The following is a 25,977-nucleotide window of genomic DNA, read 5'->3' on the forward strand; positions in this document are numbered from 1 at the left end:
TTGCGCAACAAACGCCCATTTCTCATCGATCACATCGGTCGAACAGGGGCTGCGCGCTGTGATGCCATTGCAGTGACACTGTTCATACCGAACTTCAAACACGCTCTAGAAGATGACGCTTGCCCGCTCAACGGTCGCGAGCGGATTGACCTTCCGCACCGCCTCCAGGAACAGCAGGAAGTCGCGGTTGAACAGCGTCAGGTTGTTGGTAAACGTCACGCACTTTCTGCCCGATGCCTTGCTGAAGCACACCTGCCAGACATAGCGCCCGTAGATCTTGTCGGACGTTCGTGTGACTGAGGTGATCTGCGAAAGCGGAACCGCCGTGGGCACCGGCCCACGCCGCAGGTAAAAGGACGCCGCATCAAAGAAATAGTGCTCGCGATCCTCTTTGCCATCCACCATCACCAAGGTCATGGATGTTCCGGAGATCCGGCGAGGAGGATCCAAATGCAGCCCCGATATCACGGACGAGCGAGCAGTTGCCGACATTCGCCGAAGGGTAAACCAGAGGATCACCAACGGAAGTGCCGCGAGGACAATGAAGCCTACGGTCTTCAAAACAGTTTCCAGCGTGCTGGGCACACAGATCTCCAGGATAAACTTTCAGGCGATGCCCAAGTAGATCCACGCCACGCGTGGATGGCTCTCCCTCAACGCCCCATCACTTCCAATGATCCGGCCCCAGGAACGGCAGGCTCAACACAAACACCGGAACGGCCACAGGAATCAACGCGGCCCCCAGTACCTTGTCCGCCGCCGAACCCACACCCGGCTTGTCCTCCCGCTCCGGCAGGATCCGTTGCGCCCGCGCACTGATCGGCTGTGCCAGCTTCCCCTTCTCCGCCAACGCTGCAGCGTCCGGCAACTTCACCCGCTCGCCGTCGCCCTCGAACAGCGCGCTGTAGTAGCTGCCGCCCTTCTTTGAAAGATTGCAGGCCCGATCAAACGCCAGCGCATAACGGCTCCGGTCCTGCGGCAGGTAGTAGCGCGCCCGCTCATCCACATACTTCGCCTCGCGCGGTAGCACTTCAATCCGCTCCAGCTTGAACTGCGCGGCCTGTTCCGGCGTCACCTGCTCCGGCCGCAGCAGCAGCGCATAGCTGCCGTGCACCTTGGCCTTGTTGGCCGGGTCGCGCCAATCCTCATGGAAGTACATCTGCGCGCAGGCCACCGCCTCGCGCAGCGGGCTGTCCATCAGCGCGCGGTACTCGCGGAACGGCTCGGCATTGAAACGCATCGGCTCTTCAAAGCGCGGCAGCAGATACAACTGGCCGTCGTCGGCCACGAACGCACCCGTGATCTCGCGGCTTGAGGCGTGCTCCTCCGGGCCACTGGCACAGCCAGACAACAGGCCAAGGCACAGGGCGGAGAGAATGAAAAAAGACGTTCGCATGTCGTGTTCGAGGGCTTCCCTGGGAAAACGGCCCCGCCCGGAAGGACGAAGCCAGTCCGCCATGGTGCCACGGCACCGCACGCGATGCAGAACCCGCCCTACCTCAACCGCTCCACCAACCGCTGCCCCACCTCCAACGCTGAAGCCGGGTTCTGCCCGGTAATCAGCTCGCGGTCCACCACCACATGCCCGGTCCACGGCGTGGCATTGCTGCTGAACTTCGCACCCGCCCGCTGCAACGCAGTCTGCGGGTAGAACTTCATCTCGCCACCGCCCAGCAGCGGCTTGGCCTGCTCTTCTTCCTGGTTGCTGATCACCGTCATCTGGTAGCCGTTGTAGATCCACTTCGGTGTGGCCGGCATCGCACCCGTTTCCAGCTTCGCCACGAAACCCGCAGCATCCGGCAGCGTGGACAGCAGCGCGATCGGCCCGTGGCAGACCAGCGCGGTGGTCTTGTTGCGCTGGTGGAAGTCGGCCAGCAGCCGGCCCAACGCCGGGCTCTTCAGCAGGTCCTGCATCGGCGCGTGGCCACCGGGAATGTAGACCGCATCAAAATGCGCGTAGCCCTGCTGCTCGACGCGCGCTAGGCTGACCACCGGCGAGGCCGTCGGCGAGGTCAGCGCCAGTTTCTCCAGCAGATCCTTGTGCAACGTCTGCTGCGCGGCATCGTTGCCGAAGTACGCCGGCGTCACCGAGGACGCATCCACCGTCGGCGCCCGCCCCTGCGGCGTGGCGAAGGTCACCTCGTGGCCCGCGTCCAGCAGCAGCTTGACCGGCTGCATCAGCTCGTTGAGATAGAAGCCGGTGGACAGCACCTTGCCGTCCTTCAGGTCCAGGTGGTTTTCGTCGGACAGCACCACCAGCACGTTGGCGGCCTGCGCGCCGGCTGCGGCCAGGGTCAGGGCCAGCGCTGCGGCCAGCCGGGTCATCAGGTTCATGCGGAGCTCCTATCGGGGAATGGCCGCCACTTTATTCATCGCCCCAGCGGCGATAAATTAGCCTCATCGCAAAACATCTGTTCCCCGGAGAGCCAAATGAGCCGCAAGTTCGACTACCTGGGCGATGTGGAGGTGTTCCTGGCAGTGGTCGAGCACGGCTCGTTCACGGCCGGCGCGGTGGCACTGTCCACCACGCCCTCGGTGCTGAGCCGCGCGATCACCCGCCTGGAAGCGCGGCTGGGCCGGCAGCTGCTGCAGCGGACCACCCGCCGCGTGGGCCTGACCGACGCCGGGCGGCTCTATCTGGAACAGGTGCGCACCGCCTTCGGCCTGCTGGACGACGCCGAGCGCGACGTACTGGCCCAGGACGGTGCGCTGGCCGGCCGCGTGCGCCTGAGCGTGCCCACCACCTATGGCCACTACCGGCTGCCGCCCGTGCTGGCGCGCTTTGCGCAGCAGTACCCGCAGGTGCAGGTGGAACTGAACATCACCAACCGCAACGTGGACCTGGTGGCCGAAGGCTTCGACCTGGCCATCCGTCTGGGCCAGCTGCCGGACAGCGGGCTGGTAGGGCGGAAGCTGGAGGATGCGCCTCTAGTGCTGGTGGCGTCGCCGGAGTACCTGCAGCGCTGCGGCACACCGCAGACGCTGGACGACCTGCAGCTGCACCTGTGCCTGCCGTTTGTGATGCCGCGTACTGGGCGGCTGGCGCCGTGGATCTTTCGCGACGGCGGGCGCGACGTGGACTGGCTGCCGCGTTCGTCCATCGAGACCTCTGACGATGTGCTGGGCGTGGTGTCGTTGGCCGAACAGGGCATCGGCATCTGCCAGAGCTATGCGTTCATCGTGCGCGAGCGGTTGCAGCGTGGGCAGCTGGTGGAAGTGCTGCCGCAGTTGCGTGGGCGGTCAAGGCCGTTCTCGGTGATCTACGCGCCGCATCGGCGGCAGTCGGCGGCGGCGCGGGCGATGATTGAGTTGCTGGTGGGGAATGCGGGTGAGGATGGCGTTGGGTGAAGCTGTGAGCTTGTTACGGTGTCGGGTTTGAACCGATTTTCGGGCTGTGCGATCGGTCGCGCGCCGCTGCCTGCCGAAGCGGACTAAGAACTGTTGCAAAGAAAGCTGTCGCGCTATTCGCTTGTGGCATGGGCGATTGCGCCACTTTGATTCGCCATTAGCAGAGTAGCGGCGCGAATGCGTCTGCTGGCGTCGCGTGCTGCACGAAGGGTGCGTGCAACAATAGTTCTTCGCTCTCGAATTCCGCGATTCCTTCGCGAATTTCTATTGGCATTCGAAGCGGCGGCGTAAACACCATGGCGCGCCACCGAAAAAGGGTGGCAGCGGGTCTGCAAACCCGTGATGAGAGATGCACCTGTAGTTTGCGCTTGCCCGTCGGCACCGTCCTTAACCGGTGCCGGCGGGCAATCCGTCGGCCTTTCTGGCGGGCGGTGCGTGGGGGCCCTCGGGCCCACCGGTCTATGGTGCTATTTCATCCCGGTTTGCAGCCACGCATCGTCCGCCACCCCGCTACGCGGTGGCGCTGTTAAGCACAGCCACGGAAGCCGACGCCATGAGCGAATCCGACACCTTCTCCTCGTACTCCGTTGTTGAACCCATCAACGACGACACTCCATTGCCCGATCTGAACTCCCTCCTTGGCATCCTCAAGCGCATGCGCGGCTGCGAGGGCGCTGATGGGCACCCATGGCCAGAAACCGATGTGTCACCCGGCCGACGAGTGAGCCTGGCACGGAGTGAGCGCGCGATGGTGGGGGCGCTGACAGTGCTCGAGCTGCTGCATGCGGCGGACCGCTGTCGGGTGGCGGCGGACCCAGAGCGGCATTTGGATGAAGGGATTGTGGATGGGCTGTTTCTGGCCTGCCGCGGGCTGGTTGAGTGGGCTTGCCACGAGGTGAGGCCGGCGTAGCGCGAAACCGTCTAGGCTGCTCATCGCCCGACGTCCCACATATCTATTCAGAAAACTTTTACAACCTCCCAATCGACCAAGAAGCCCTTTCAACCACGAAACGTCCCCGGCGACACCATAAGTTATGGCCGCAATCTGGGACCTTCGCAGATGACCAGACCCTTCCCAAAAGGAGTCTGGCGATTCGGAAAAACTCACGAGCATCGAGAGTTCATAAATACGGAGTCGTCGCACTGAACGCCAACTCCCTCTACATTCTCATCCTCGATATTACACCGATAATCTAAGAGGCGCACCTAAAGCCCAAGCTTTTTCTCAACATAGGCTTGCAGTACACCGAATGCCACGTCGCCAGTTTTCTTTCCAAATTCAACAAGAAACGCAAGTATTTTTTGTTTCGCGCGCAATCTACCTACGCCACCAACGCCTTTGTCAGCAACCTCGTACACGGCCGCCTCAAGCTCCTTGACCTTATCCGCACCATGACGAGAGATCAACTCCATCAACTGATGATGTTCCGGCTCAAAGTGTTGATCCCCATTAATTTCCTCGGCAATTATTCCATTCAATGTTTCGATAAACACTGGGCGAAAGTTATTAACGCATACAGATTCAATTTTTAACGGATCCGACGCCCTCCCAATCGCAAGCGCGCCCCCCGAAAAACTACCGAAACGGGGAATCGCACCGTCAACCAGCCCTTGAATATTCAACCATTCCTGGGTCGTAGGATTAAGATCCATAAGCTCAGACTCCAACCGATGGCGAATAAACAGAGACTTTGATTCAGCCTCATGCTTCAAATCCAGCTGAAGCCTTTTCGCCTCCTTGGAATACTTGGAGACAAGGCGAGCGATCTCTTTAACATTTGACCCCCTCTCAGCCAGCAGACTTTCAGCCGCATCAGCATCGAATTCAAACAGCCCCATTATTTTGGAGAATTCTCTAAATTCCTCCTGAAGATCCTTCTGGCCTTTTGCGGCGTTTCCATGGAATTCATATATGACCCCATGCTCGGTACGCTTCTGATCTAGACGCACCTCAAGTCGCTCTACGCCCGTTACATAATCCTGGAATAGCTGAAGAAATCGATCCGTCTCCGATGCCCACAACCGCCCTCTTGGCACATACATGCGGAGAATCAAATTCTTATCTATATCATCCAGAAAGGACTCCGCCAATACAGTCACTTCCGCCCGTGAAGTATAAGGAAGAATTTGTACGCCATGCCCCCTAAGAAAATCAATCGCCTCCTGAATTTTCTCCGCAGGAGGGTATGATTCATAATTTTCGTTGACTCTCTTCCTATCACCACCCTCGAGTATTGCCTCAAACATGAATATTTGATTTGGAACCGCCCCGATAGATGAAAACAGACGATCCCTAATTCCGGCGTATCGAGCGTCCACCACAAGACTCAGAACATGAGCCGGAATTTTCCCTACTACGGCGGTTACCTTGTATTGTGAAAATATATCGACCGTGCTCTCCCAGTTCCTTGGCAAGGAATCCAAGAGCTTCTTCTTGTACTGTCGCCCACTAGCCTTAAGGGAACTGAGTATTCCCTCATGGTCAACCCACCCCAACAGCAACACCAATGGCTTAGCTGGATCCAATTGATAGCCAGCATCTAGATCCTGGTCTGGCAGATCCTCGAATAGCTCATCTGTGACATTGTTCATCAAATTTCCTCATAAATCGAAATGCACTCAACGATCCGACTGCCTAATGAAACGAGCCAATCAACGCACTCCGTCGCTCCTGCTACTTCGCACAGCATATTTAGCGAGAGCAATAGATCCCATCGTGGGTGCATCAATTCATCCCTGAGTTTTGATAATAATGCCCTGCAACGGGCTCAACAAAGAATCTCGCAGACGGCCGGAATTTACACAATAGCCTGACTAACCACCACAAGAATGCGCGGCAACCCCAGCAAAGATCGATGACAATGGAGGCTCAGCCAAACTGGGCCGCAAGGTAATTAAGATTACCGCGGGGGTTAATCACGCCAAATCAAGCGATGAAATGATCGTACGAGGCCTTGACGCCACTTGGAACGGTCGCCTCGTCGATTAAATTCAACGCCTCCTTAAAACGTTTTCGAGATGATGCATGACTAGTGATACGCCGCCCAAGTACCGATTGATTCGAAGCGCCCAACCTAATCATTGTCGCGACCTCCCTGGGCGAGAATGATTGAATAAGCTTCTCGTAGGTTTCTGCAGCAGCCCACGACACCCCATAACCGTTACCTACATAACAGCAGCAAATGACATGAACAAAGTTTTCCTGAACCGTCTCCGGGATCGCGCTCTGCTGAGATATCTCATAAAGCCGCTCAGCAAAAGGCGGTTCATTGTAAAAATTATTCATCCCATTATGGGCATTCCACAAGCGCTCAGTCGCCCGATAGAATACGGCATGCTGCTCAGACTCATTGAGAATAGCGAGCAAACCAATTTTCTCGAAGAATTGAGCTGAAGCGGTATGCCTTGACTCATCACCCTTAGCGGCATATTCGCTATGCCGATTGATCAGATCGGACCTTATCGCCGCATTGAACGTAGACTTTAGGCTATCGCAAACATCCAGAGCATTAAGCCTAAAGGGCTCAGAAGAATTCGGATCGCAGTAAACACCATGGACCATGCCCACCAAAAGCTGCCGCTGGGCATCATGCGTTTCCTTGAGACGCTGTATCCAGACACTCAACTGATTTTCTGTGAATCTAGCCCCCTTGACAGCCGCTACAAATGCACCAATGTCCACGCCGCGCGGTGACGACGTATCCGCCAACGCATAGCGAACACATCGATTAAGGAATGTAACAAACTCCCTGTCGTTAACCGAGCCAATCGTCGGATGAGCGGCAGAATAGTTATTCCTAACATTTCGACATTGATCAAGAAAGAAGAAGCCATCCTCCGTGATCAAATTAAGTTTCAGGCAAAGATCCAGAAGGCGGCTATCCTGAAGTTCAAGCAAGTGCTTCTCTTCAAAATCTGTCTGCATGATCTGGGAAACGATAGGAAATCCGAAATTCTGGACCTTCCTTCTCAACTGAATGATCGCAGCATTCCATGCATAGTTTATTGCGCCATCAAACAGTCCAGCGCTGACGGCCACGCACATCCTCGCTATCAGAGCATCGCGCAGTTCGTCGGGAATTTCTCGAATCTCACGCGGAAGATCCCGCCATGCGTAGACGATCTCTTCGTCACTTGCTAAAACCGCTCGTGGGATGCCGAGCGAGTCCGTGAGTGCCGCTATTGCTGGTAGAACAGTCGAAGGAAGTGCCGGTAGCACTGGCTCGTTTGGACCGGGGATCATTGCCGACATTTACTTATCTCCATATTTTTTCTCACAGCTTGAGCTCCATTTGAAGCAGCCACATCCTGACACGCCGGACGACTGAAGGCTCCTCCCACATTACGCTTGCTCGACATCCACTTAGGGTCAAATGGTGCTCAACCGCCATTACCGGCATTAGAACGATTGAGCAGCGGCCTTCGCCAATCCCTCAACTCCAAGCCCGGATATCAATGGATTGATGCCACATCCCACAGCTAGCAGCAATCATAAACAACAAGGGCGCCTCTCGGCGCCCTCGTTCTTTCAACTCACTCCCACTCAATAGTAGCCGGCGGCTTCCCCGAGATGTCATACACAACCCGCGACACCCCCCGCAACTCATTGATGATCCGGTTGCTCACCGTCCCCAGGAACTCATACGGCAGATGCGCCCAATGCGCCGTCATGAAGTCGATCGTCTCCACGGCCCTTAGCGCGATCACCCACTCATAAGCCCGCGCATCACCCACCACGCCAACCGACTTCACCGGCAGGAACACGGCAAACGCCTGGCTGGTCTTGTCGTACAGATCCGCCTTGCGCAGCTCATCAATGAAGATGGCATCGGCCTTGGCCAGCAGTTCGGCGTATTCGCGCTTCACTTCGCCCAGGATACGCACGCCCAGGCCCGGGCCCGGGAACGGGTGGCGGTAGACCATGGTGCGCGGCAGGCCCAGCTCAACGCCCAGGCGGCGCACTTCGTCCTTGAACAGCTCGCGCAGCGGCTCCACCAGGCCCAGCTTCATGTGCTCCGGCAGGCCACCCACGTTGTGGTGGCTCTTGATCACGTGCGCCTTGCCGGTCTTGCTGCCGGCCGACTCGATCACGTCCGGGTAGATGGTGCCCTGCGCCAGCCACTTGGCGTTCTTCAGCTTGCTCGACTCTTCGTCGAAGATCTCAACGAACAGGTTGCCGATGATCTTGCGCTTGGCTTCCGGGTCGCTCACGCCTTCCAGCGCGGCGAAATAGCGGTCGGCGGCATTCACGCGCACCACCTTTACGCCCATGTGCTCGGCGAACATCGCCATCACCTGGTCGCCTTCCTGCCAGCGCAGCAGGCCGGTATCCACGAACACGCAGGTCAGCTTGTCGCCGATGGCCTTGTGCAGCAGCGCGGCCACCACGGACGAATCGACGCCGCCGGACAGGCCCAGGATCACTTCGTCATCGCCCACCTGTTCGCGCACGCGGGCGATCTGGTCGTCAATGATGTTGGCGGCGGTCCAGAGGGTCTGGCAGCCACACACGTCCACCACGAAGCGGCGCAGCAGCGCCTGGCCCTGCAGGGTGTGGGTCACTTCTGGGTGGAACTGCACGCCGTACCAGCGCTTTTCTTCGTTGGCCATGGCGGCCACCGGAATGCGGTCGGTAGTGGCGGTGATGGTGAAGCCCGGCGGTGCAACGGAGACGTGGTCGCCGTGGCTCATCCAGACATTCAGCCTCGGCTCGCCGCCGTGGTCGCTCAGGCCCTTGAACAGCGCATCCGGGTTGATCACGTTCACTTCGGCATGGCCGAATTCGCGCTGGTCAGCGGCTTCGGTAGCGCCGCCCAGCTGCGCGGCCAGGGTCTGCATGCCGTAGCAGATGCCGAAGATCGGCAGGCCGCTGTCGAACACTTCCTGCGGTGCGGCCGGCGCACCCGGCAGCGTGGTCGATTCCGGGCCACCGGACAGGATGATGCCCTTGGCGCCAAACGCGGCGATCTCGGCCGGGTTGTGGTCCCACGCCCAGATTTCGCAGTAGACGCCCAGCTCGCGGATGCGGCGGGCGATCAGCTGCGTGTACTGCGCGCCGAAATCGAGGATGAGGATCTTGTCGTTATGGATGTTGGTCATGGTGCCGTTCCAGTGGTGTTTTTCGCAGCGCCCGGCGCTTCAAGGCTCTGCGTCAGCGTGGCGATGAACGCCTCGCGTTGTTGAATATGTGAGGTCTCTTCCTCGTCCCAGCGCAGCATCAGCAGGCCATGCGGTGCGTTGGGGTTGGAGCGGTCAGCGCGCGGCAGCTCGGCAATTTCCTGCACTTCGGTGCCGGGCACGATGCGCCGTTGCAGCGCCGCCATCGAGACGCCCGAATCCGCAGCGCCCCAGGATGCCCAGCGCACGCTCATCCGTGCGGGCTCCAGCGCGCCCAGTACCGGCGTCAGCACCGGATCATCCGGCCCGTGCAGCAGCTCGGTAATGCATTGCAGCGTGACCTGCAGCGGGCGCTCGCCGGTGCCTTTCAGCAGCCAGCGCTGCTCGCCAGCGGCCTGCACCTGCCAGCCCTTCGGCAGCGAGAACGCGTTCTGGCACGCCTGCACGTCCTGCAATTGCGAAACCGCCGCGCCCGGAGACCCGGAGCGCGGCGGCGGTTCGGACAACGAACAGCCTGCCATCAGCAGGCTGCCCGTAATCGCAAGAGCAGTTCGCAAGCGCATCAGGCGCGGTAGTTCGGCGGCTCTTTGGTGATCGTCACGTCGTGGACGTGGCTCTCACGCTGGCCGGCGCCGCTGATCTTCACGAACTTGGGCTTGCTGCGCATGTCTTCGATGGTGGCGCAGCCCACGTAGCCCATGGTGGCGCGCAGGCCGCCCATCAGCTGGTGGATGATGCCGCCCACCGGGCCGCGGTACGGCACGCGGCCTTCGATGCCTTCCGGCACCAGCTTGTCGGCGGTGGCGGCGTCCTGGAAGTAGCGGTCCTTCGACCCCTTCTCCATGGCAGCCAGCGAACCCATGCCGCGGTAGCTCTTGTACGAACGGCCCTGGTACAGCTCGGTCTCGCCCGGCGATTCCTCGGTACCGGCCAGCAGGCCACCGACCATGATGGTCGAGGCACCGGCGGCCAGCGCCTTGCCGATGTCGCCCGAGTAACGGATGCCACCGTCGGCGATCAGCGGGATACGGTCCTGCAGCGCTTCGGCCACCAGGTCGATGGCGGTGACCTGCGGCACGCCGACGCCGGCGACGACGCGGGTGGTGCAGATCGAGCCCGGGCCGATGCCGACCTTCACTGCGTCCGCGCCGCTGTCCAGCAGCGCCAGTGCGGCTTCGCCGGTGCAGATGTTGCCACCGATGACCTGCACGTTCGGGAAGTTCTTCTTGACCCAGCTGACGCGGTCCAGCACACCCTGCGAATGGCCGTGCGCGGTATCGACCACGATCACGTCCACGCCGGCGGCGACCAGCGCTTCCACGCGGCGATCGGTATCGCCACCCACGCCGACGGCAGCGCCGACCAGCAGGCGGGTCGACAGATCCTTGGCAGCGTTCGGGAAGTCGGTGTTCTTCTGGATGTCCTTGACGGTGATCAGGCCACGCAGTTCGAACGAATCATTGACCACCAGCACCTTTTCGATGCGGTTGCGGTGCAGCAGCTGCAGCACTTCGTCGGACGCAGCGCCTTCCTTGACCGTGATCAAGCGATCCTTCTTGGTCATGATGTGGCGGACCGGATCGTCCAGCTCGGTCTCGAAGCGCATGTCGCGGTGGGTCACGATGCCGGCCAGCAGGCCGTCGCTGCCCACCACCGGCACGCCGGAGATGTTGTGCGCCTGGGTCAGGGCCAGCACGTCGCGGATGGTGGTTTCCGGGCCGACGGTGATCGGGTCGCGGATCACACCGGCCTCGAACTTCTTGACCTTGGCCACTTCCGCGGCCTGCTGTTCCAGGCTGAGATTCTTGTGGATGATGCCCATGCCGCCGAGCTGTGCCATGGCGATGGCCAGACGGGCTTCGGTGACGGTATCCATGGCTGCGGACAGGATCGGAAGCTTGAGCTTCAGGTCGCGAGTCAACCGCGTTTCGAGGTTGACGTCCTTGGGCAGGATGGTCGAATGGGCGGGGACGAGCGAGACGTCGTCGTAAGTGAGTGCTTCAGCCTGGATGCGCAGCATCGGCATACCCGAGATGTGGGGAAGCGCGACATTTTACCCCTTTTTCGCGCCCTGTGGCAGGGGGTAGATGCGACGCAGTGTCGCGCGGGCGGTGGTTGGTTCAGGGGGACCAGCCGGGCCGGCGGCATACCGCCTTTGGTGGGTGCCAACCTTGGTTGGCACGGCCCGTCCGGCACCTGGACCCCAGATGGGCCGATGACCCCGATGGATGTGCCAACCAAGGTTGGCACCTACTAAGAGCGGGTCATCGGCCTGCCCCAGCATTGTGCCGACCAACGGTCGGCACCCACCTTAAAAGGATTACTCGGGCCAGTCCTGGAACTGCCTTTGGTAGGTGCCAACTTTGGTTGGCACGATCCGTGCGGCACCGGTGCCCCAGATGGGCCGATGGCCCCGATGGATGTGTGCCAACCAAGGTTGGCACCTACCAGGAGCGGGTCACCGGCGTGCCCCAGCATTGTGCCGACCAACGGTCGGCACCCACCAACGGCAGATCTCCCCAACAGCAGGTCAGCTCAGCGCTTCCGCGGCTTCCAGGGTGTTCTGCATCAACGTGGCCACGGTCATCGGGCCGACGCCGCCCGGCACCGGGGTAATCCAGCTCGCCCGCTGGGCCGCCGCTTCAAACCCGACATCACCCACCAACCGGCCGTCATCCAACCGGTTGATACCCACATCGATCACCACCGCGCCCGGCTTCACCCACTCGCCCGGCACGATGCCCGGGCGGCCCACCGCCACCACCAGGATGTCGGCGTTGCGCACGGCCTGTTCCAGCACGTCCTTGGGGGTGAACTTGTGGCAGCTGGTCACGGTGCAGCCGGCAATCAGCAGCTCAAGGCCCATCGGGCGGCCGACGTGGTTGCTCACGCCCACGATGGTGGCGTTGCGGCCGCGCACCGGCTGGTCGGTGTGGCCCAGCAGCGTGGTGATGCCGCGCGGGGTGCACGGGCGCAGGCCGAACTCGCGCAGGGCCAGGTGGCCGACGTTTTCCGGGTGGAAGCCGTCCACGTCCTTGCGCGGGTCGATGCGCTGGATCAGCCGGCGCGCGTCGGGGATGCCGGGCAGCGGCAGCTGGATCAGGATGCCGTTGATCTTCGGATCGGCGTTGAGCTGGTCGATCAGGTCGAGCAGCTCGGCTTCGGTGGTACCGGCCGGCAGGTCGTAGTCATGTGCCTCGATGCCGACCTTCTCGGCGGCACGGCGCTTGTTGCGCACGTACACGGTCGAGGCCGGGTCACCACCGACCAGCACCACGGCCAGGCCCGGGCGGCTGCCACCGGCGGCCACGCGGGCGTCGACGCGCACCTTCAGGCTGTCGAGCAGGTCCTCGGCGATGCGGCGGCCATCAAGGATGCGGGCAGGAAGCTGGGAGGCGGAATCGGTCATCGGGAGCGGGCGTGGGGCGGCGGGGACGCTATTGTCCCCGATTCAGGCCCCCTCGCCCACCGCCACGGCTTGGGTAATTCCCCACCTGGTAGTGCCGGCCGCTGGCCGGCAACCTCATGACGTCGGAACGTTCCCGTATCTGCCGGCCAGCGGCCGGCACTACCGGGGCTACTCTTCCTCTTCCGGCACATCCTGCGGGTTCAGCGTCTTGCTCTCCCGCTTCGGCGCAGTGAACGGCGTGGGCGTCGGTACGCCCTGCGGGCTGTTGCCGTAGATCATCCGTGCGCCGGCATTCAAGCCACCGCCGGCAATCTCCAGCTCGAAGCGCTCGGCATCACGACGGCGGATCTGCTCGGCGATTTCGATCGCGTCATCCTCATCCGCCCCCAGCTCCACCAGCGCGGCCTGGCCGAACAGCACTGCCGATTCAAAGGTCTCGCGAATCTGGAAATCGACGCCGGCATGGATCAGCCGCAGCGAATGCTCGCGGTCGAACGAGCGCACCATCAACTTGGCCTGCGGGAATTCATGCGCCACCAGCTCCACGATGCGGTCGGCGGCCTCGGCCTTGTCCACGCACACTGCAATCGCGCGCGCGTTGGCCGCGCCGGAGGCATGCAGCACATCCAGCCGTGTGCCATCGCCGTAGTAGATCTTGAAACCGAAGCGGGCCGCGCTCTGGATCATCTCCACATCGTTGTCGATGATGGTCACGTCCACGTCGCGCGCCAGCAGCGACTGGCTGGCAACCTGGCCGAAGCGACCGAAGCCGATCAGCAGCACGCTGCCGGACAGGCCGTCGGCCTCGTCCACACCGTCCATGTTCACCGTCGGCTTCGGTGCGATGCGCTTGTAGACCAGTACCACCAGCGGGGTCAGCGCCATCGACAGCACCACCACGGCGGTGAAGTTGGCATTGATCTCCAGGTCGATCACGCCGGCCGATGCGGCGGCGGAGAACAACACGAAGGCGAACTCGCCGCCCTGCGCCATCAGCACACCACGATCCAGCGCCTGCGCGTGATCGCTGCCCATCACGCGCGCGACCACGTAGATGCACAGCGCCTTGGCCGCCATCAACGCCAGCACCAGGCCGAGGATCAGCTGCCAGTTGCCAGCCACCACGCCCAGGTCCAGCGCCATGCCGACGCTGAGGAAGAACAGGCCGAGCAGGATGCCGCGGAACGGCTCGATGTCCGCCTCGATCTGATGGCGGAAGGTCGACTCGCTCAGCAGCACACCGGCGAGGAACGCGCCCATCGCCATCGACAGGCCGGACAGCTGCATCAGCAGCGCCGCACCCAGCACCACCAGCAGCGCGGCGGCAGTCATCACCTCGCGCGCCTTCGACTCGGCCAGCACGCGGAACAGCGGGTTGAGCAGGAAGCGGCCGACCAGCACCAGGCCGACGATGGCACCGACACCGATCGCCACCGACAACCAACGCGAACCCTCACCGTCGGCACTGCCGGCGCTCGGGCCCATCCAGGCCACCAGCGCCAGCAACGGCACGATCAGCAGGTCTTCGAACAGCAGGATGGAGACGATCTTCTGCCCCGACGGCAGCGCGATGTCACCGCGCTCGGCCAGCAGCTGCATCACCACCGCGGTGGAGGTGAGCACGAAACCGGTGGCACCGATGAAGGCCACCTGCCAGGGCAACCCGAACAGCTTGGCGATGCTGGTCAGCACCAGCGCACAGGTGACGATCTGCAGCGTGCCCAGCCCGAAGATTTCCTTGCGCAGGCTCCACAGGTGCGAGGGCCGCATCTCCAGGCCGATCACGAACAGGAACATCACCACGCCGAGCTCGGCGGTATGCAGGATCGCCTGCGGGTCGGAGAACCAGCCCAGCCCGAACGGTCCGATCGCCAGGCCGGCGGCGAAGTAGCCCAGTACCGAGCCCAGGCCGGCCCGGCGGAACAAAGGCACCATCACCACCGCCGCGCCCAACAGGGCCACGACCTTGACCAGCTCGCTGGTCGCTGCTTCTACCGCCATGCGGTGTTTTCCCCAAGATCCAGAATCGGGTTCAACAATAGAGCAATGCCGATGACGGCAATAGCACGCATGTTGCGCCGGATTGTCTTGGAGGTGGAACGATGCAGGGAGCGACCCCCAGCATCATCCCGAAACCATGCATGCGCGTCGATGGGTGCCAACCATGCATGCGCATCGGCGGGCGCCAACCATGCACCCGCTTCGGTAGGTGCCAACCTTGGTTGGCACAAGAGCGCCGACCAAGGTCGGCATCTACCAATCCACTCCCCAGCCAGCCTCACCCGCCCCGGCAAAACGCGGCGTAATCGATATACCCCGGGAACGGCACGCCCGGCGCGCACACCGGGCAATGCGGGTCCGGCCGGATGCGGGATCCTGAAACCATGCGCCGCTTCGGTAGCTGACAACCATGCGCCCGCTTCGGTAGGCGCCAACCATGCACCCGCTTCGGTAGGTGCCAACCTTGGTTGGCACGAGAGCGCCGACCAAGGTCGGCATCTACCAAGGCATTCCCCGGCCAGCCTCACCCACCCCGGCAAAACGCCGCGTAATCGATATACCCCGGGAACGGCACACCCGGCGCGCACACCGGGCAATGCGGGTCCGGCCGGATGCCGGTCTCGCGGAAGCGCATGCCCAGCGCATCGAAGCGCAGCAGGCGGCCGACCAGCGGCTCGCCGATGCCCAGCAGCAGCTTCAGCACCTCGGTGGCCTGCAGCACGCCGGCCAATCCCGGCAGCACACCCAGCACGCCGGCCTCGGAACAGTTCGGCGCAAACTCCGGCGGCGGCGGCTCCGGGAACAGGCAGCGGTAGCAAGGCGCCACGCCGCGCTGGCGGCCGGCGTCAAACACGCTTACCTGGCCGTCAAAGCGCTCAATGGCGGCGTAGACCATCGGCTTGGCGTGCTTGATGCAGGCATCGTTGAGCAGGTAGCGCAGCGGGAAGTTGTCCGACCCGTCCAGCACCACGTCCACGCCCTCCAGCAGCGCATCCACGTTTTCGGAGGTGACCCGCTCCGGCACCGCCTCGACCTCGATCGACGGGTTCAGCGCCAGCAGCCGCTCACGCGCCGAATCGACCTTGAGCTGGCCGACGCTGGCTTCGGTATGCACGATCTGCCGATGCAGGTTGCTGCGCTCCACGCGGTCGTGGTCGGCGAAACGCAAGTGCCCTACCCCGGCCGCGGCCAGATAGAAACCGGCCGGCGCGCCCAGGCCACCGGCACCCAGCACCAGCACTCGCGACTGCTGTAGCCGGCGCTGGCCGGCCTCGCCCACCTGCGGCAGCAGCAGGTGGCGCGAGTAGCGATCAAAGAAGTCGCGGTCGGCGGCGCTGGCCAGCGGCTGCACCAGCGGCAGCGACTGCTCGCGCCAGGCCACGGTACCGCCGGTCACGGAAGCCACATTGGTGTATCCAGCCTCCAGCAGGAACTGCGCGGCATCGGCCGAGCGCTTGCCGCTCTGGCAGATCAACAGGATTTCCTGGTCGTGCCGCGGCAGATGCGCGGCCGGGTCGGCCTGCAGCTCGCCCTTGGCCACGCCACGCGCGCCCTCGGCCATGCCCCCGGCCCGTTCATGCGTCTCGCGCACATCGATCAGCACGGCGCCGTGGGCCAGGCGTTCACGCGCCTGCGCGGGGGAAAGCTCTTGGATGCTCATGGCCGCATTATCGCGCAGACACCCTCGACGCGCCTTGCCCCGAACATGGCACCATGCGGGCGTTGCTCCCTGCATCCCGGAACCGCTGCATGCACTCTGCCACCGAATTCTGGCGTGACCCGCGCATGCCCTTCGTCGAAAGCCGACGGGCGTGCGACAGCCGCGCCTGCCATCGCCCGCACAGCCATGACACTTTCTCGATCGGCGCCGTGGACGCCGGCAACAGCGTGTTCACCGGCGCGGCGGAAGGACCGCGCCTGCTGCAGCCCGGCAGCCTGGTCGGCGTACCCGCAGGCCGCGTGCATGCCTGCAACCCCCTGCCCGGCCAGGTCTGGAGCTACCAGATGCTGCATCTGGATGCGCGCTGGATGGCCGAGGTCCGCGCCGAGTATGACGGCCTGCCCGGACCCGACTGGCAGCAGGAACCGATCCGGATCTCCCACCATCGCCCGCGCTACCAGCAATACTGCCAGCTCAACGAGACGCTGTTCTCCGACGATCCGGTCAGCGTCAAGGAAGCGGCCCTGATCGCGTTCGTCGGCGATCTGGATGAACACGATGGTGTAGCCGTCGCCGGCCCGCCTGAAGATGCCGCACTACAGCAGCGGGTGCAGCCGGTGATGGACGTTCTGCGCCAGCGGCTCGAACACACCCCGGCCCTGCAGGAGCTCGCATCGCTGGCAGGCATGAGCCGCTACCAGCTGATCCGCGCCTTCCGACGTGCCACGGGCCTGACCCCACACGCCTGGCAGATCAACCAGCGCATCCAGGAGGCCCGCCGACGGTTGTGCGAAGGCCAGTCACTGGCCGTGGTCGCGCATGCACTGGGCTTTGCCGACCAGAGTCATTTCCAGCGGGTCTTCAAGGCCCACGCCGGTGCGACCCCGGGCCAGTACCGGCGCTGAGCCTGCAATAACGTTCAATACCATCGCGCGGCGCATCCCCACACTGGCGCCCCCGCCAGCCGCCGCCGGACCCGATGGAACAGTTCCTGGTCATCGCCACCGTACATTTTCTCGCCCTGCTCTCACCCGGCCCCGACTTCTTCCTTGTTGCGCGCACTGCGATCACCTCTGGCTGGCGCACCGGCAGTGGCGCCTGCGCAGGCATCGCCCTCGGAAATGGCGTCTTCATCGTGGCGGCTTTCACTGGAATGGCCATGCTGCGCGCGGGCAGCGCAGGATTCATTGCGGTGCAGTTGGCGGGCTGCGGCTTCCTGCTGTACCTCGGCACGCTGTTCCTGCGCCATGCGGGTTCGACGACGCTGCAGGCATCTGAAGCTGCCGCCGGATCGCCAGCGGGCGGTGCACATGGATGGTGGAAGGCGGCAGGGCTGGGCGCCCTGTCTGCGCTACTGAACCCGAAGAATGCGCTGTTCTACGCAACGTTGGCGGCAATGCTCAACGGCCCGCAGGCCAACGCCGCAACGAAATTCTTCTATGGCGCGTGGATGTTCAGCATCGTCCTGCTTTGGGATCTGGTGGTCGCCGCGCTGGTCGGCCACCCGTGGGTGCTGCGTCGGTTCGCACGCGCCCTGCCCTGGCTGGAGCGGGCCGCAGGGCTTCTGATGATCGCACTGGCGCTATGGATCGTCGTGTCGCTGTGGGCCGGCTGATGCCGGCGATTCGCGCCTGTCGCAATGGCGTTCAATACCGCGCGTTCACACCCGCCCACACTCTGCACTTTCTGTAGGTCAGTGGCAGGTTTACGTTGCAGCAGTTCTTCGTCGTCGCGGTGCTGTACGGCTTCGCCATGCTCCTGCCTGCTTCGCATCACGCGAAGATCCTGCGCACCGCGATGGGCGCCGGCGGGCACGCCGCCATGGCCGCGTCGTTCGGTATCGCCATCGGTACGGGCGTCATCTGTGCGACGGCTTTCGTTGCAGCGGGCATGCTGGGAAACCGCGGCCTGTGGACGCTGGCGATGCAGTGCGCGGGCTGCCTCCTGCTGCTGCGCCTGGCGGGCATGTGCCTGCGCGACGCAGGCTTGACCCCGTTCTCTCCGCTTTCCCTGCAGATGCCCTGGGGCCTGCGCGCTCGCTCCCGTTGGCGGCACGCCGAAGCAGGATGCCTGCTGGCGCTCGCCAGCAGCAGCAACTGGATGCTGCAGTTCGCGATTGCAGCCCTGGTTACCGGCCTCGTTGCCGACACGGGCACCCAGGCCGCTTACGTGGCCGGCCTGAGTGGCGTCGCGCTGTCGCTCGGCCTGCTGATGGCGTGGCTCGGCAGCCATCCGCCCCGGGCACAGGGGTGTTGCCGATTGCTTCCATGGCTGGAGCATGCCGCGGGCCTGCTGATCGGGGCGGTGTCGGTGGCGTACCTGGCAGGTGCACTGGGTACGACCCTGGTCTGGGCAAGCATCACGGGGCAGGTGCAGCTGCCGGAATCGATCCCCGCCACAAGCCAGGTGCAACCGGCTTCAACATCGCGGCGCGGCCGAGGCATCCCATGCGCGTTGCCGCATTGCCGCGCTCGTCGCAGCAGTCCGCCCTGATCGAGATCTGTAGACGTGGGGGTAGTGCCGGCCGCTGGCCGGCAACCTCGTGAACACGCCAGGCATCATCGGGTTGCCGGCCAGCGGCCGGCACTACCACAAACAAGAAAGGCGGCCCTCAGGCCGCCTTCTTCTGCATCACTTGCCCTTGACGTGCTTCATCAAGCGCCGCTTGGCCTTGACCTGCCGCTCGGTGAGGACGTTCTTCTTGCCCTCGTACGGGTTGGTGCCCTCGCGGAAGATGAAGCTCACCGGGGTGCCGATCAGCTTGAAGCGCTTGCGGAAGAAGTTCTCCAGGTAGCGCTTGTACGATTCCTGCAGCTCCTTCAGGCGCGTGCCGTGCACGATGAAGGTCGGCGGGTTTGCCCCGGCCGGGTGCACGTAACGCAGCTTGGAGACATGGCCGCGGATGGTCGGCGGCGGGTTGGTCTCGTACGCCACTTCCAGCGCCTTGTTCACTTCGCTGGTGGTGAAGGTCTTGTTCGCCGATTCGTGCGCGCGGTGCACCGCACGGAACAGCTCACGCAGGCCTGAGCCATGCTTGGCCGAGATGCGCACGGACTCGGCCCACGGCACGAAGCCCAGCTTCAGCGACAGCATGGTTTCGGCCTGCTCGCGCTGGTACTCGGTCAGGCCATCCCACTTGTTGATGGCGATCACCAGCGCGCGGCCGGCATCGAGCACGGCACCGAGCACGGTGGCGTCCTGGTCGGTCACGCCTTCGGTGGCGTCGAGCATCAGCACGGCCACCTGGCACTGCTCGATCGACTGCATGGTCTTGACCACCGAGAACTTCTCGACGACCTCGTCCACGCGCGAACGACGGCGCAGGCCGGCGGTGTCAATCAGGCGGTACTCGCGGCCATCACGCTCCAGGTCCACCGCGATCGAGTCGCGGGTGGTGCCCGGCACGTCGGAGGCGATCATGCGCTCCTCGCCGAGGATGCGGTTGACCAGCGTCGACTTGCCCACATTCGGGCGGCCGACGAAGGCGATGCGGATGCGGTTCGGATCGTTGTCCAGCTCTTCGCCGCTGCCTTCTTCCGGCAGGCGCTGGACCACTTCGTCCAGCAGGTCGTCCAGACCCTGGCGGTGCGCAGCCGACACGGTCAGCATCTCGCCGAAGCCATAACGGGCGAACTCCGAACGCACGGTGTCCTCGTCGGTGCCGTCGATCTTGTTGATCAGCAGCAGCGTCGGGCGCGACAGCTTGCGCAGCCAGGCCAGGATCTCGTCGTCCATCGCCGAGGTACCCTCACGGGCATCGACCACGAACAGGATCAGGTCGGCTTCCGCCGCAGCGGCACGGGCCTGGCGGGTGGTAGCCCCTGCCAGACCCTCTTCCTCTTCCGCGATACCGCCGGTGTCGACGACGAGGAAATGATTGTCCTCGTCCAGACGGCAGACACCGTAGTTGCGGTCGCGGGTGACGCCGGGCTGGTCATGGACCAGCGCGTCACGGGTGCGCGTAAGCGCATTGAAAATAGTCGACTTGCCGACATTCGGCCGTCCAACCAGGGCGACCAAAGGCAGCATCGCGATTACTCCAATTTTTAATTTGCCAACCGGAAGGCGGTCAGCTTGCCATCAACGTTCTGCACCAGCAGCACCCCGTCTACGACGATTGGCTGGGCCAGCAGGGCGTCACCGCCGCTCTTTGCCCGTGCCGCCATCGCACCATCGGAGGTCTGCAGCCAGTGCACGTATCCCTTGTAGTCGCCGACCACGACGTAGTCACCGTGCAGTGCCGGGCCGGTCAGCGAGCGACGGGCCAGTGCGGTCTGCGACCACATCGCCGCGCCGCTGGCCTTGTCCAGGCCGAACACGCCGCCCTTGTTGTCGGTGACGAACACATTGCCAGACGAGACCGCCACGCCACCGGCACCACCATGGTCGCGCGCCCACAGCGGGCGACCGGTCGGGCCTTCGATGGCCATCGTCTGGTTCTTGAAGCTGCTCACGAACAGGGTATTGCCATCCAGCACCGGCGCACCGTCGACATCGGCCATGCGCTCCAGCTCGGTACGGCCTTCACCGTTGCCCACATTCTGTTCCCACAGGGTGCGGCCATCCTGCTGGGCCAGGGCGGCAACCGCGCCCTCGTCCTTGCCGATGAACAGCACGCCCGGGCCGGTCACCACCGGCGCGTTGCCACGCACGGTCAGCGCCGGCAGCTCGCTCGGGTTGAACCACTTCTGGGTGCCGTTGCCGGCATCGAATGCGGTGATGCGGCCGTCATTGCTGCGCACGTAGACCGCGCCCTGAGCGATGGCCGGCGCGGCGATGACTTCACCCGGAACACGGGCGCGCCACTTCTCGCTGCCGTCGTTGATGTCCAGGGCGATGACCTGGCCATCGAGCGTGCCGATCACGACCAGGTTCTCACCGACCCCCGGGCCGCCGGACAGGCGCAGCTTGGCCTTCTTCTTTTCCTTCTTCGGCTCCCAGGTCCAGACCTTCTTGCCGGTCTGCAGGTCGATGGCGTGCACGCCACCGGTGAGTGCCGCAGCGAACACGTGGCCGTTGGCCACGGCCGGGCCCTGGCGCACGCCGATGCGGCGCTCGCCCTTGCCGAGGTTGACCGACCAGGCCTTGTTGACCTTCACGGTCGGCTCGAACTTGACCAGCTCAGCCGGTTCCTGTGCCTTCTTCGCGGCCGCGTCCTTGCCGGCGAACCAGCCCTTCACGGTGCTGCAGCCGGTCAGGGCCATGCCCATCAGGAGCACGGTGGCGACGCGGGTGATCATGACCTTCTGACTCATCAAACCGACTCCGCAGGGGCGGCAACGGTGCCGCCGGCGTCCATAACCTTGGTTTCCAGCAGGCGCCGCTGCGGCGCTGCCACGTCCAGCGACTTCAGCGCTTTCTCGTACTGGCCTCGGGCGTCATCACGCTTGCCCTGCGCCATCAGCGCGTCGCCATGGATTTCCAGGCTGCTGCTGTCGGTGGCGCTGCCCAGCAGCTTGATCGCCTCGTCACTCTTGCCGGTGGCCACCAGCAGGCGGGCCACACGCTGGTCGACCACCCGCTGCAGGTCACCTTCGACCTTCACGCCGCGCAGGGTGGCCAGGGCTTCTTCGTTCTTGCCGGCGTCGACCTGGGCCTTGGCCAGCTGCAGCGCCGCGAGGTCGCCGTAGATGCTGGACGGGCCGGCTTCGAGCGCCTTGACCGCCTTGGAGGCGTCGTCGAGCTTGTTCTGCTGCAGGCCAACGAGCGCCTTCTGGTACTCGACATTGGCCGAGGCCAGCTTGCCGCCCTGATCCTTCTGGTACCACTGCCAGCCGGCAATGGCACCGATGGCGATGACTACGCCACCGAGGATGCTGGCGCCATTCTTCCGCAGCCAGCTGCGGACGCGTTCACTTTGTTCGTGCTCGTCGAGCAGATCGTCGATCGCCATGCGTACTCTCGCCCCGCCCATCGGGAGGGACCATTGGAATTAATCGAAGGTGGTGAAACCGCGCCTCAGTGCGAAACCGGGACTACGGAGCCTTCAGAGGATACCTGAAAGCGTGCCACGTTGGCTCGCTGGTAGGGGGTCAGATCGACGATAGCGCCGTTCTGCTGAACCTGGACCGCCGAGGCGTTGCCGAGGGTCACCCGGGTCACCTGGCCCGGCATGAAGCTGCGGCTCTCGCCGGACTTGATCAGCGCCTTCTCGACGGTAGCGCCGTCCGGGCCGCCGATATCGACCCAGCTGTCGCCGCTGAACTGCATGTCCAGCGTGTTGGCGGCAGCCGCTGGTGCCGGGGCTGAACGCGGCACCGGGGCCAGCGAGGCTACGTACGGGGTGGCGGCCGGCTTGCTGGCCGGGGCGCTCGCCACGTCAGCCACGGCGGCCGGCTCGACGCCGGCGGCAGACGGGGTCACCGGCACAGCGGCCGGGATCGCGTCCAGCGAAGCGGTGTTCGGCGACGGCGTCGCACTGCCATCAAAATGACCACGGGTGGCGAACCACACCGGCACCGCCAGCACCGCGGTGATGCCGACATACAGCACGCGACGGCCAAGATTCTCGGCAATGCGGCGCGCACGCGGGGTGTGGGTATGGCTGACCAGGGTGGGTGGAACCACCGGGCCGACCTGGGCCTGCTCCAGCAGCTGGCTCACATCCACGTCCAGCAGGCGCGCGTAGCTGCGCAGCTGGCCGCGCACGAACACTGGCGCGCCCAGCTTCTGCCATTGTTCCTCTTCCAGCGACTTGACCACCTGGACCGGCATGCGCAGGCGCGAGCCGACATCTTCGAGGGTCAGTCCGGCCGCCTCGCGGGCCTGGCGCAGGCGGCTGCCGCAGCCGGCCGCAGTCTCGAGAGCGCTCACAGTCTGGTCATCAATCACAATGCATCAACCCTGGAGTTAGGAGCCCGCTTCCTGCGGAAATTCCTGTCGAATGCGCTGAAGATAGCGGTCAGATGCCGCCCGATCACCCAGCCGCGCTTCGATTTGAGACGCAAGTTGTAACACGGAACGCGTTGCGGGTGCAGCCGCAATCCTACGTTCGGCGAAGGCCCGGGCCTCCATGAAGCGGCCCTGGCGGAAGCTGAGCTGGGCCATCGCCTCCAGCGCGACCGGGTTTCCCGGCAGCGTTGCCAGCGCCGCACGCAGGTCGCGCTCGGCACGTTCGAACTGGCCGGCGTCCAGCGCACAGCCCCCGGCATTGGCCTGGGACTCGGCCGGCGTGGCGTAGCCCGGCGCCTGCAGCGCACGATCGAACCAGACCAGCGACTCGGCCGGCCGGCCCTGCTGGCACAGCCACGCGCCGTAATTGTTGAGAATGTCCCCGCGCTGCGGCGCCTGCTCGGCAGCCCTGCGGAAGCTCTCGCCAGCCTGCTGGGTCCGGCCACGGCGCTCGTCGATGCCGGCCAGCAGCACCAGCGCATCGGGCGACTCGGGGGCCAGTTTCAGCGCCTCGCGCGCCTTGCGCTCGGCCGCATCGAGGTTGCCCACCTGCATGTCGCGGGCGGCCAGGGCCAGCAGGTCCTGCAGGCGCACCTGGCGCCGCACGCTGTCCGGATCACGGACCGAGTAGACCGGCGCCTCGCTGGGGCCCAGCTTGGCCTTGGGATGGGATTTGCAGCCGCCGACCGCAACGGCCAGCATGCCTGCGAACAGAGCCAGCCAGAGGCGGTCAGGCCGCGGCATCGCTCCCCTTCCCCGCCTGCAGCGTCTTGTTGAACTCCGCCTGGCGGCGGGTGCGGTCCATCACCTGGCCCTTGAGCTGGCCACAGGCGGCGTCGATGTCGTCGCCACGGGTGCGGCGGACCATGGTCAGCACGTTGCTGTCGAGCAGGATCTTCTGGAAGGCACGGATGTGCGCTTCTTCCGAACGCTCGTAGCGGGTACCTGGGAACGGGTTGAAGGGAATCAGGTTGACCTTGCCCGAATCCTTGGCCTGCACCGCGTTGTCGAACTGGCGCATCAGGCGGGCAAGCTCGCGGGCATGCTCGGGCTTGTCGTTGATGCCCTTCATCAGGGTGTATTCGAAGGTGACCGATTCGCGGCGCTTGTTGGCGCGCAGGTAACGTGCGCACGAGGCCATCAGCTCGGCGATCGGATACTTCTTGTTGAGCGGCACCAGCGTCTCGCGCAGCGCGTCGTTCGGCGCATGCAGCGACACCGCCAGCGACACGTCGCTTTCGGCAGACAGGCGGTCGATCTGCGGCACCAGGCCGGAGGTCGACAGGGTCACGCGCTTGTTGGCCAGGCCGTAACCCAGGTCGTCGCGCATCACGCTCATGGCGCGCACGACGTTGTCGAAATTCATCAGCGGCTCGCCCATGCCCATCATCACCACGTTGGTGAGGCGGCGCATCTGGTGCGGCACGTTGCCCAGGTGGCGTGCGGCAACCCACACCTGGCCGATGATCTCGGCGGTGGTCAGGTTGCGGTTGAAGCCCTGGGTGGCGGTGGAGCAGAACGTGCAGTTCAGGCCGCAACCGACCTGCGAGGACACGCACAGCGTGCCGCGGGTCTTGTCCGGGATGTACACGGTCTCGATGGCGTTCTTGCCATCCACGCCCATCGCCAGCAGCCACTTGTGGGTGCCGTCGGCGGAGGGCTTGTCGAACACGATGTTGGGAACCAGCACCTCGGCATGGGCCTGCAGCTTGGCGCGCAGGACCTTGCCGAGGTCGGTCATTTCATCGAAGTCGGTGACGTAGCGATGGTGGATCCACTTCATCACCTGATGGGCACGGAACTTCTTCTCGCCGAGAACCTCGACGAAGAACTTCTCCAGGCCCGCGCGATCGAGGTCGAGCAGGTTCTGCTTGCCAGCCGTGGGTGCCGACTTCGGCAGCGGCTGGATGGCGGGGGACTGTACGACCTCGTTCACGGCATTACTCTCAGCGCGAAACGACTTCGGTGGCGGCGAAGAAGTAGGCGATTTCAATCGCGGCATTCTCGACCGAGTCCGAGCCGTGGGCGGCGTTGGCATCGATGGATTCGGCGAAGTCGGCGCGGATGGTGCCCGCAGCGGCTTCCTTCGGGTTGGTGGCGCCCAGCAGGTCGCGGTGGGCCAGGACGGCGTTCTCGCCTTCCAGGGCCTGGATCATCACCGGGCCGGAGATCATGAACTCGACCAGCGCGTTGAAGAACGGACGCTCGCGGTGCACGGCGTAGAAGCCTTCGGCTTCACGGCGCGACAGCTGCTTGTACTTGGCGGCCACGACCTTCAGGCCGGCCTTCTCGAAGCGGGCGTAGATTTCGCCGATGACGTTCTTGGCAACGGCGTCCGGCTTGATGATCGAAAGGGTGCGCTCCAGCGCCATGGGATGTCTCCAATGGAATCGGGCCGCTGATGGCCCGAAGGGTAACATGAAAAAAACCCGCGTCGGGACGCGGGCTTAGCCTGATAAACGTAGGCGAATTGTAAAAGATAAAGCGGCAGCGTGGTAGTGCCGGCCGCTGGCCGGCAGGCTGGCGCCCCACGGGCTGCCTGCGGTTGCCG

23 protein-coding genes are annotated in these 25,977 nt (G+C 63.9%); 5 read left to right on the plus strand and 18 right to left on the minus strand.

The genetic code is table 11. The features are described from left to right. Window positions 1-105: 105 nt before the first annotated feature. The 3 genes from ACMZ91_RS06480 to ACMZ91_RS06490 all read right to left on the minus strand — a co-directional run bounded on the left by ACMZ91_RS06480 (window position 106) and on the right by ACMZ91_RS06490 (window position 2,334). The gene (locus ACMZ91_RS06480; protein ID WP_414577704.1) at window positions 106-585 is read right to left on the minus strand and encodes a hypothetical protein; all 480 of its coding nucleotides are present in this window, start codon (window positions 583-585) and stop codon (window positions 106-108) included. 79 nt (window positions 586-664) lie between these two features. After that, window positions 665-1,396: a hypothetical protein gene (locus ACMZ91_RS06485; RefSeq protein ID WP_414577705.1), complete on the minus strand. Its 732-nt coding sequence runs from the start codon at window positions 1,394-1,396 to the stop codon at window positions 665-667. A 98-nt stretch (window positions 1,397-1,494) separates the two neighbouring features. Then, the gene (locus tag ACMZ91_RS06490; RefSeq protein WP_414577707.1) at window positions 1,495-2,334 is read right to left on the minus strand and encodes a type 1 glutamine amidotransferase domain-containing protein; all 840 of its coding nucleotides are present in this window, start codon (window positions 2,332-2,334) and stop codon (window positions 1,495-1,497) included. A gap of 96 nt (window positions 2,335-2,430) precedes the next feature. On the opposite strand from ACMZ91_RS06490, the gene ACMZ91_RS06495 reads away from it, so the two are divergent. Both ACMZ91_RS06495 and ACMZ91_RS06500 read left to right on the plus strand, forming a co-directional pair. Further along, window positions 2,431-3,348: a LysR family transcriptional regulator gene (locus tag ACMZ91_RS06495; protein ID WP_414577709.1), complete on the plus strand. Its 918-nt coding sequence runs from the start codon at window positions 2,431-2,433 to the stop codon at window positions 3,346-3,348. 553 nt (window positions 3,349-3,901) lie between these two features. Next, the gene (locus tag ACMZ91_RS06500) at window positions 3,902-4,258 is read left to right on the plus strand and encodes a hypothetical protein (protein WP_414577711.1); all 357 of its coding nucleotides are present in this window, start codon (window positions 3,902-3,904) and stop codon (window positions 4,256-4,258) included. A gap of 296 nt (window positions 4,259-4,554) precedes the next feature. On the opposite strand, the gene ACMZ91_RS06505 is transcribed toward ACMZ91_RS06500, so the two are convergent. From ACMZ91_RS06505 to moeB, 8 genes are all read right to left on the minus strand, one after another. Beyond that, window positions 4,555-5,940 carry a hypothetical protein gene (locus ACMZ91_RS06505; protein WP_414577713.1) on the minus strand — a complete coding sequence of 462 codons (1,386 nt, stop codon included), beginning with the start codon at window positions 5,938-5,940 and terminating at the stop codon, window positions 4,555-4,557. Between the two features lie 334 nt (window positions 5,941-6,274). Next, the gene (locus tag ACMZ91_RS06510; protein ID WP_414577715.1) at window positions 6,275-7,600 is read right to left on the minus strand and encodes a hypothetical protein; all 1,326 of its coding nucleotides are present in this window, start codon (window positions 7,598-7,600) and stop codon (window positions 6,275-6,277) included. Window positions 7,601-7,881: 281 nt separating this feature from the next. After that, entirely contained in the window at window positions 7,882-9,447 is a 1,566-nt protein-coding gene (guaA, locus tag ACMZ91_RS06515; RefSeq protein WP_414577717.1) for a glutamine-hydrolyzing GMP synthase, read from the minus strand. Then, window positions 9,444-9,920: a hypothetical protein gene (locus ACMZ91_RS06520; RefSeq protein ID WP_414577728.1), complete on the minus strand. Its 477-nt coding sequence runs from the start codon at window positions 9,918-9,920 to the stop codon at window positions 9,444-9,446. Before ACMZ91_RS06520 ends, guaA begins: the two co-directional genes overlap by 4 nt. A 107-nt stretch (window positions 9,921-10,027) precedes the next feature. Next, a complete protein-coding gene (gene guaB / locus ACMZ91_RS06525) occupies window positions 10,028-11,485 on the minus strand; it encodes an IMP dehydrogenase (protein WP_005409308.1) in 1,458 nt (485 codons plus the stop codon). Between the two features lie 510 nt (window positions 11,486-11,995). Beyond that, a complete protein-coding gene (folD, locus tag ACMZ91_RS06530) occupies window positions 11,996-12,874 on the minus strand; it encodes a bifunctional methylenetetrahydrofolate dehydrogenase/methenyltetrahydrofolate cyclohydrolase FolD (protein WP_005409307.1) in 879 nt (292 codons plus the stop codon). A gap of 168 nt (window positions 12,875-13,042) precedes the next feature. Beyond that, window positions 13,043-14,875 (minus strand): monovalent cation:proton antiporter-2 (CPA2) family protein, encoded by a 1,833-nt coding sequence (locus ACMZ91_RS06535; RefSeq protein ID WP_414577719.1) that lies wholly within the window; start codon window positions 14,873-14,875, stop codon window positions 13,043-13,045. Between the two features lie 523 nt (window positions 14,876-15,398). Further along, a complete protein-coding gene (moeB, locus tag ACMZ91_RS06540) occupies window positions 15,399-16,535 on the minus strand; it encodes a molybdopterin-synthase adenylyltransferase MoeB (RefSeq protein WP_049462684.1) in 1,137 nt (378 codons plus the stop codon). An 89-nt stretch (window positions 16,536-16,624) separates the two neighbouring features. Between moeB and ACMZ91_RS06545 the strand changes: the two genes are divergently transcribed. The 3 genes from ACMZ91_RS06545 (at window position 16,625) to ACMZ91_RS06555 (ending at window position 19,028) form a co-directional block, all read left to right on the plus strand. After that, window positions 16,625-17,440: an AraC family transcriptional regulator gene (locus ACMZ91_RS06545; RefSeq protein WP_414577721.1), complete on the plus strand. Its 816-nt coding sequence runs from the start codon at window positions 16,625-16,627 to the stop codon at window positions 17,438-17,440. Between the two features lie 74 nt (window positions 17,441-17,514). Further along, the gene (locus tag ACMZ91_RS06550; protein WP_049462682.1) at window positions 17,515-18,150 is read left to right on the plus strand and encodes a LysE family translocator; all 636 of its coding nucleotides are present in this window, start codon (window positions 17,515-17,517) and stop codon (window positions 18,148-18,150) included. A 95-nt stretch (window positions 18,151-18,245) separates the two neighbouring features. After that, window positions 18,246-19,028 (plus strand): lysine transporter LysE, encoded by a 783-nt coding sequence (locus tag ACMZ91_RS06555; protein WP_414577724.1) that lies wholly within the window; start codon window positions 18,246-18,248, stop codon window positions 19,026-19,028. Between the two features lie 138 nt (window positions 19,029-19,166). On the opposite strand, the gene der is transcribed toward ACMZ91_RS06555, so the two are convergent. From der to ndk, 7 genes are all read right to left on the minus strand, one after another. After that, on the minus strand, window positions 19,167-20,564 hold the full coding sequence (gene der / locus ACMZ91_RS06560) for a ribosome biogenesis GTPase Der (protein ID WP_049453247.1): 1,398 nt from the start codon (window positions 20,562-20,564) through the stop codon (window positions 19,167-19,169). A 17-nt stretch (window positions 20,565-20,581) separates the two neighbouring features. Next, complete coding sequence (bamB, locus tag ACMZ91_RS06565; RefSeq protein ID WP_032130494.1) at window positions 20,582-21,790, minus strand: outer membrane protein assembly factor BamB; 1,209 nt, start codon at window positions 21,788-21,790, stop codon at window positions 20,582-20,584. Then, entirely contained in the window at window positions 21,790-22,428 is a 639-nt protein-coding gene (locus ACMZ91_RS06570; RefSeq protein ID WP_032130493.1) for a YfgM family protein, read from the minus strand. The genes bamB and ACMZ91_RS06570 overlap by 1 nt, the downstream gene beginning before the upstream one ends. Window positions 22,429-22,493: 65 nt before the next feature. Beyond that, a complete protein-coding gene (locus tag ACMZ91_RS06575; RefSeq protein ID WP_197655989.1) occupies window positions 22,494-23,366 on the minus strand; it encodes a RodZ domain-containing protein in 873 nt (290 codons plus the stop codon). A gap of 18 nt (window positions 23,367-23,384) precedes the next feature. Continuing rightward, window positions 23,385-24,170, minus strand: coding sequence for a type IV pilus biogenesis/stability protein PilW (pilW, locus tag ACMZ91_RS06580; protein WP_262220586.1), 786 nt, complete (start codon window positions 24,168-24,170; stop codon window positions 23,385-23,387). After that, window positions 24,157-25,362, minus strand: a complete 1,206-nt coding sequence (gene rlmN / locus ACMZ91_RS06585; RefSeq protein WP_005409296.1) for a dual-specificity RNA methyltransferase RlmN — start codon at window positions 25,360-25,362, stop codon at window positions 24,157-24,159. Before rlmN ends, pilW begins: the two co-directional genes overlap by 14 nt. A gap of 10 nt (window positions 25,363-25,372) precedes the next feature. Further along, window positions 25,373-25,798: a nucleoside-diphosphate kinase gene (gene ndk, locus ACMZ91_RS06590; protein ID WP_008265389.1), complete on the minus strand. Its 426-nt coding sequence runs from the start codon at window positions 25,796-25,798 to the stop codon at window positions 25,373-25,375. Window positions 25,799-25,977 lie beyond the last annotated feature (179 nt).

This window comes from Stenotrophomonas sp. FR024, assembly GCF_047500745.2.
Classification (GTDB): domain Bacteria; phylum Pseudomonadota; class Gammaproteobacteria; order Xanthomonadales; family Xanthomonadaceae; genus Stenotrophomonas; species Stenotrophomonas maltophilia_A.

Bases quoted from the DNA above. Each gene is read 5' to 3' on its own strand.
- ACMZ91_RS06510 (WP_414577715.1), bottom strand. From the start codon at position 7,600: ATGTCGGCAATGATCCCCGGTCCAAACGAGCCAGTGCTACCGGCACTT.
- ACMZ91_RS06545 (WP_414577721.1), top strand. From the start codon at position 16,625: ATGCACTCTGCCACCGAATTCTGGCGTGACCCGCGCATGCCCTTCGTC.
- pilW (WP_262220586.1), bottom strand. From the start codon at position 24,170: ATGCCGCGGCCTGACCGCCTCTGGCTGGCTCTGTTCGCAGGCATGCTG.
- ACMZ91_RS06535 (WP_414577719.1), bottom strand. From the start codon at position 14,875: ATGGCGGTAGAAGCAGCGACCAGCGAGCTGGTCAAGGTCGTGGCCCTG.
- moeB (WP_049462684.1), bottom strand. From the start codon at position 16,535: ATGAGCATCCAAGAGCTTTCCCCCGCGCAGGCGCGTGAACGCCTGGCC.
- ACMZ91_RS06570 (WP_032130493.1), bottom strand. From the start codon at position 22,428: ATGGCGATCGACGATCTGCTCGACGAGCACGAACAAAGTGAACGCGTC.
- ACMZ91_RS06550 (WP_049462682.1), top strand. From the start codon at position 17,515: ATGGAACAGTTCCTGGTCATCGCCACCGTACATTTTCTCGCCCTGCTC.
- bamB (WP_032130494.1), bottom strand. From the start codon at position 21,790: ATGAGTCAGAAGGTCATGATCACCCGCGTCGCCACCGTGCTCCTGATG.
- ndk (WP_008265389.1), bottom strand. From the start codon at position 25,798: ATGGCGCTGGAGCGCACCCTTTCGATCATCAAGCCGGACGCCGTTGCC.
- ACMZ91_RS06490 (WP_414577707.1), bottom strand. From the start codon at position 2,334: ATGAACCTGATGACCCGGCTGGCCGCAGCGCTGGCCCTGACCCTGGCC.
- ACMZ91_RS06505 (WP_414577713.1), bottom strand. From the start codon at position 5,940: ATGAACAATGTCACAGATGAGCTATTCGAGGATCTGCCAGACCAGGAT.
- folD (WP_005409307.1), bottom strand. From the start codon at position 12,874: ATGACCGATTCCGCCTCCCAGCTTCCTGCCCGCATCCTTGATGGCCGC.
- guaA (WP_414577717.1), bottom strand. From the start codon at position 9,447: ATGACCAACATCCATAACGACAAGATCCTCATCCTCGATTTCGGCGCG.
- guaB (WP_005409308.1), bottom strand. From the start codon at position 11,485: ATGCTGCGCATCCAGGCTGAAGCACTCACTTACGACGACGTCTCGCTC.
- ACMZ91_RS06495 (WP_414577709.1), top strand. From the start codon at position 2,431: ATGAGCCGCAAGTTCGACTACCTGGGCGATGTGGAGGTGTTCCTGGCA.
- ACMZ91_RS06485 (WP_414577705.1), bottom strand. From the start codon at position 1,396: ATGCGAACGTCTTTTTTCATTCTCTCCGCCCTGTGCCTTGGCCTGTTG.
- ACMZ91_RS06500 (WP_414577711.1), top strand. From the start codon at position 3,902: ATGAGCGAATCCGACACCTTCTCCTCGTACTCCGTTGTTGAACCCATC.
- der (WP_049453247.1), bottom strand. From the start codon at position 20,564: ATGCTGCCTTTGGTCGCCCTGGTTGGACGGCCGAATGTCGGCAAGTCG.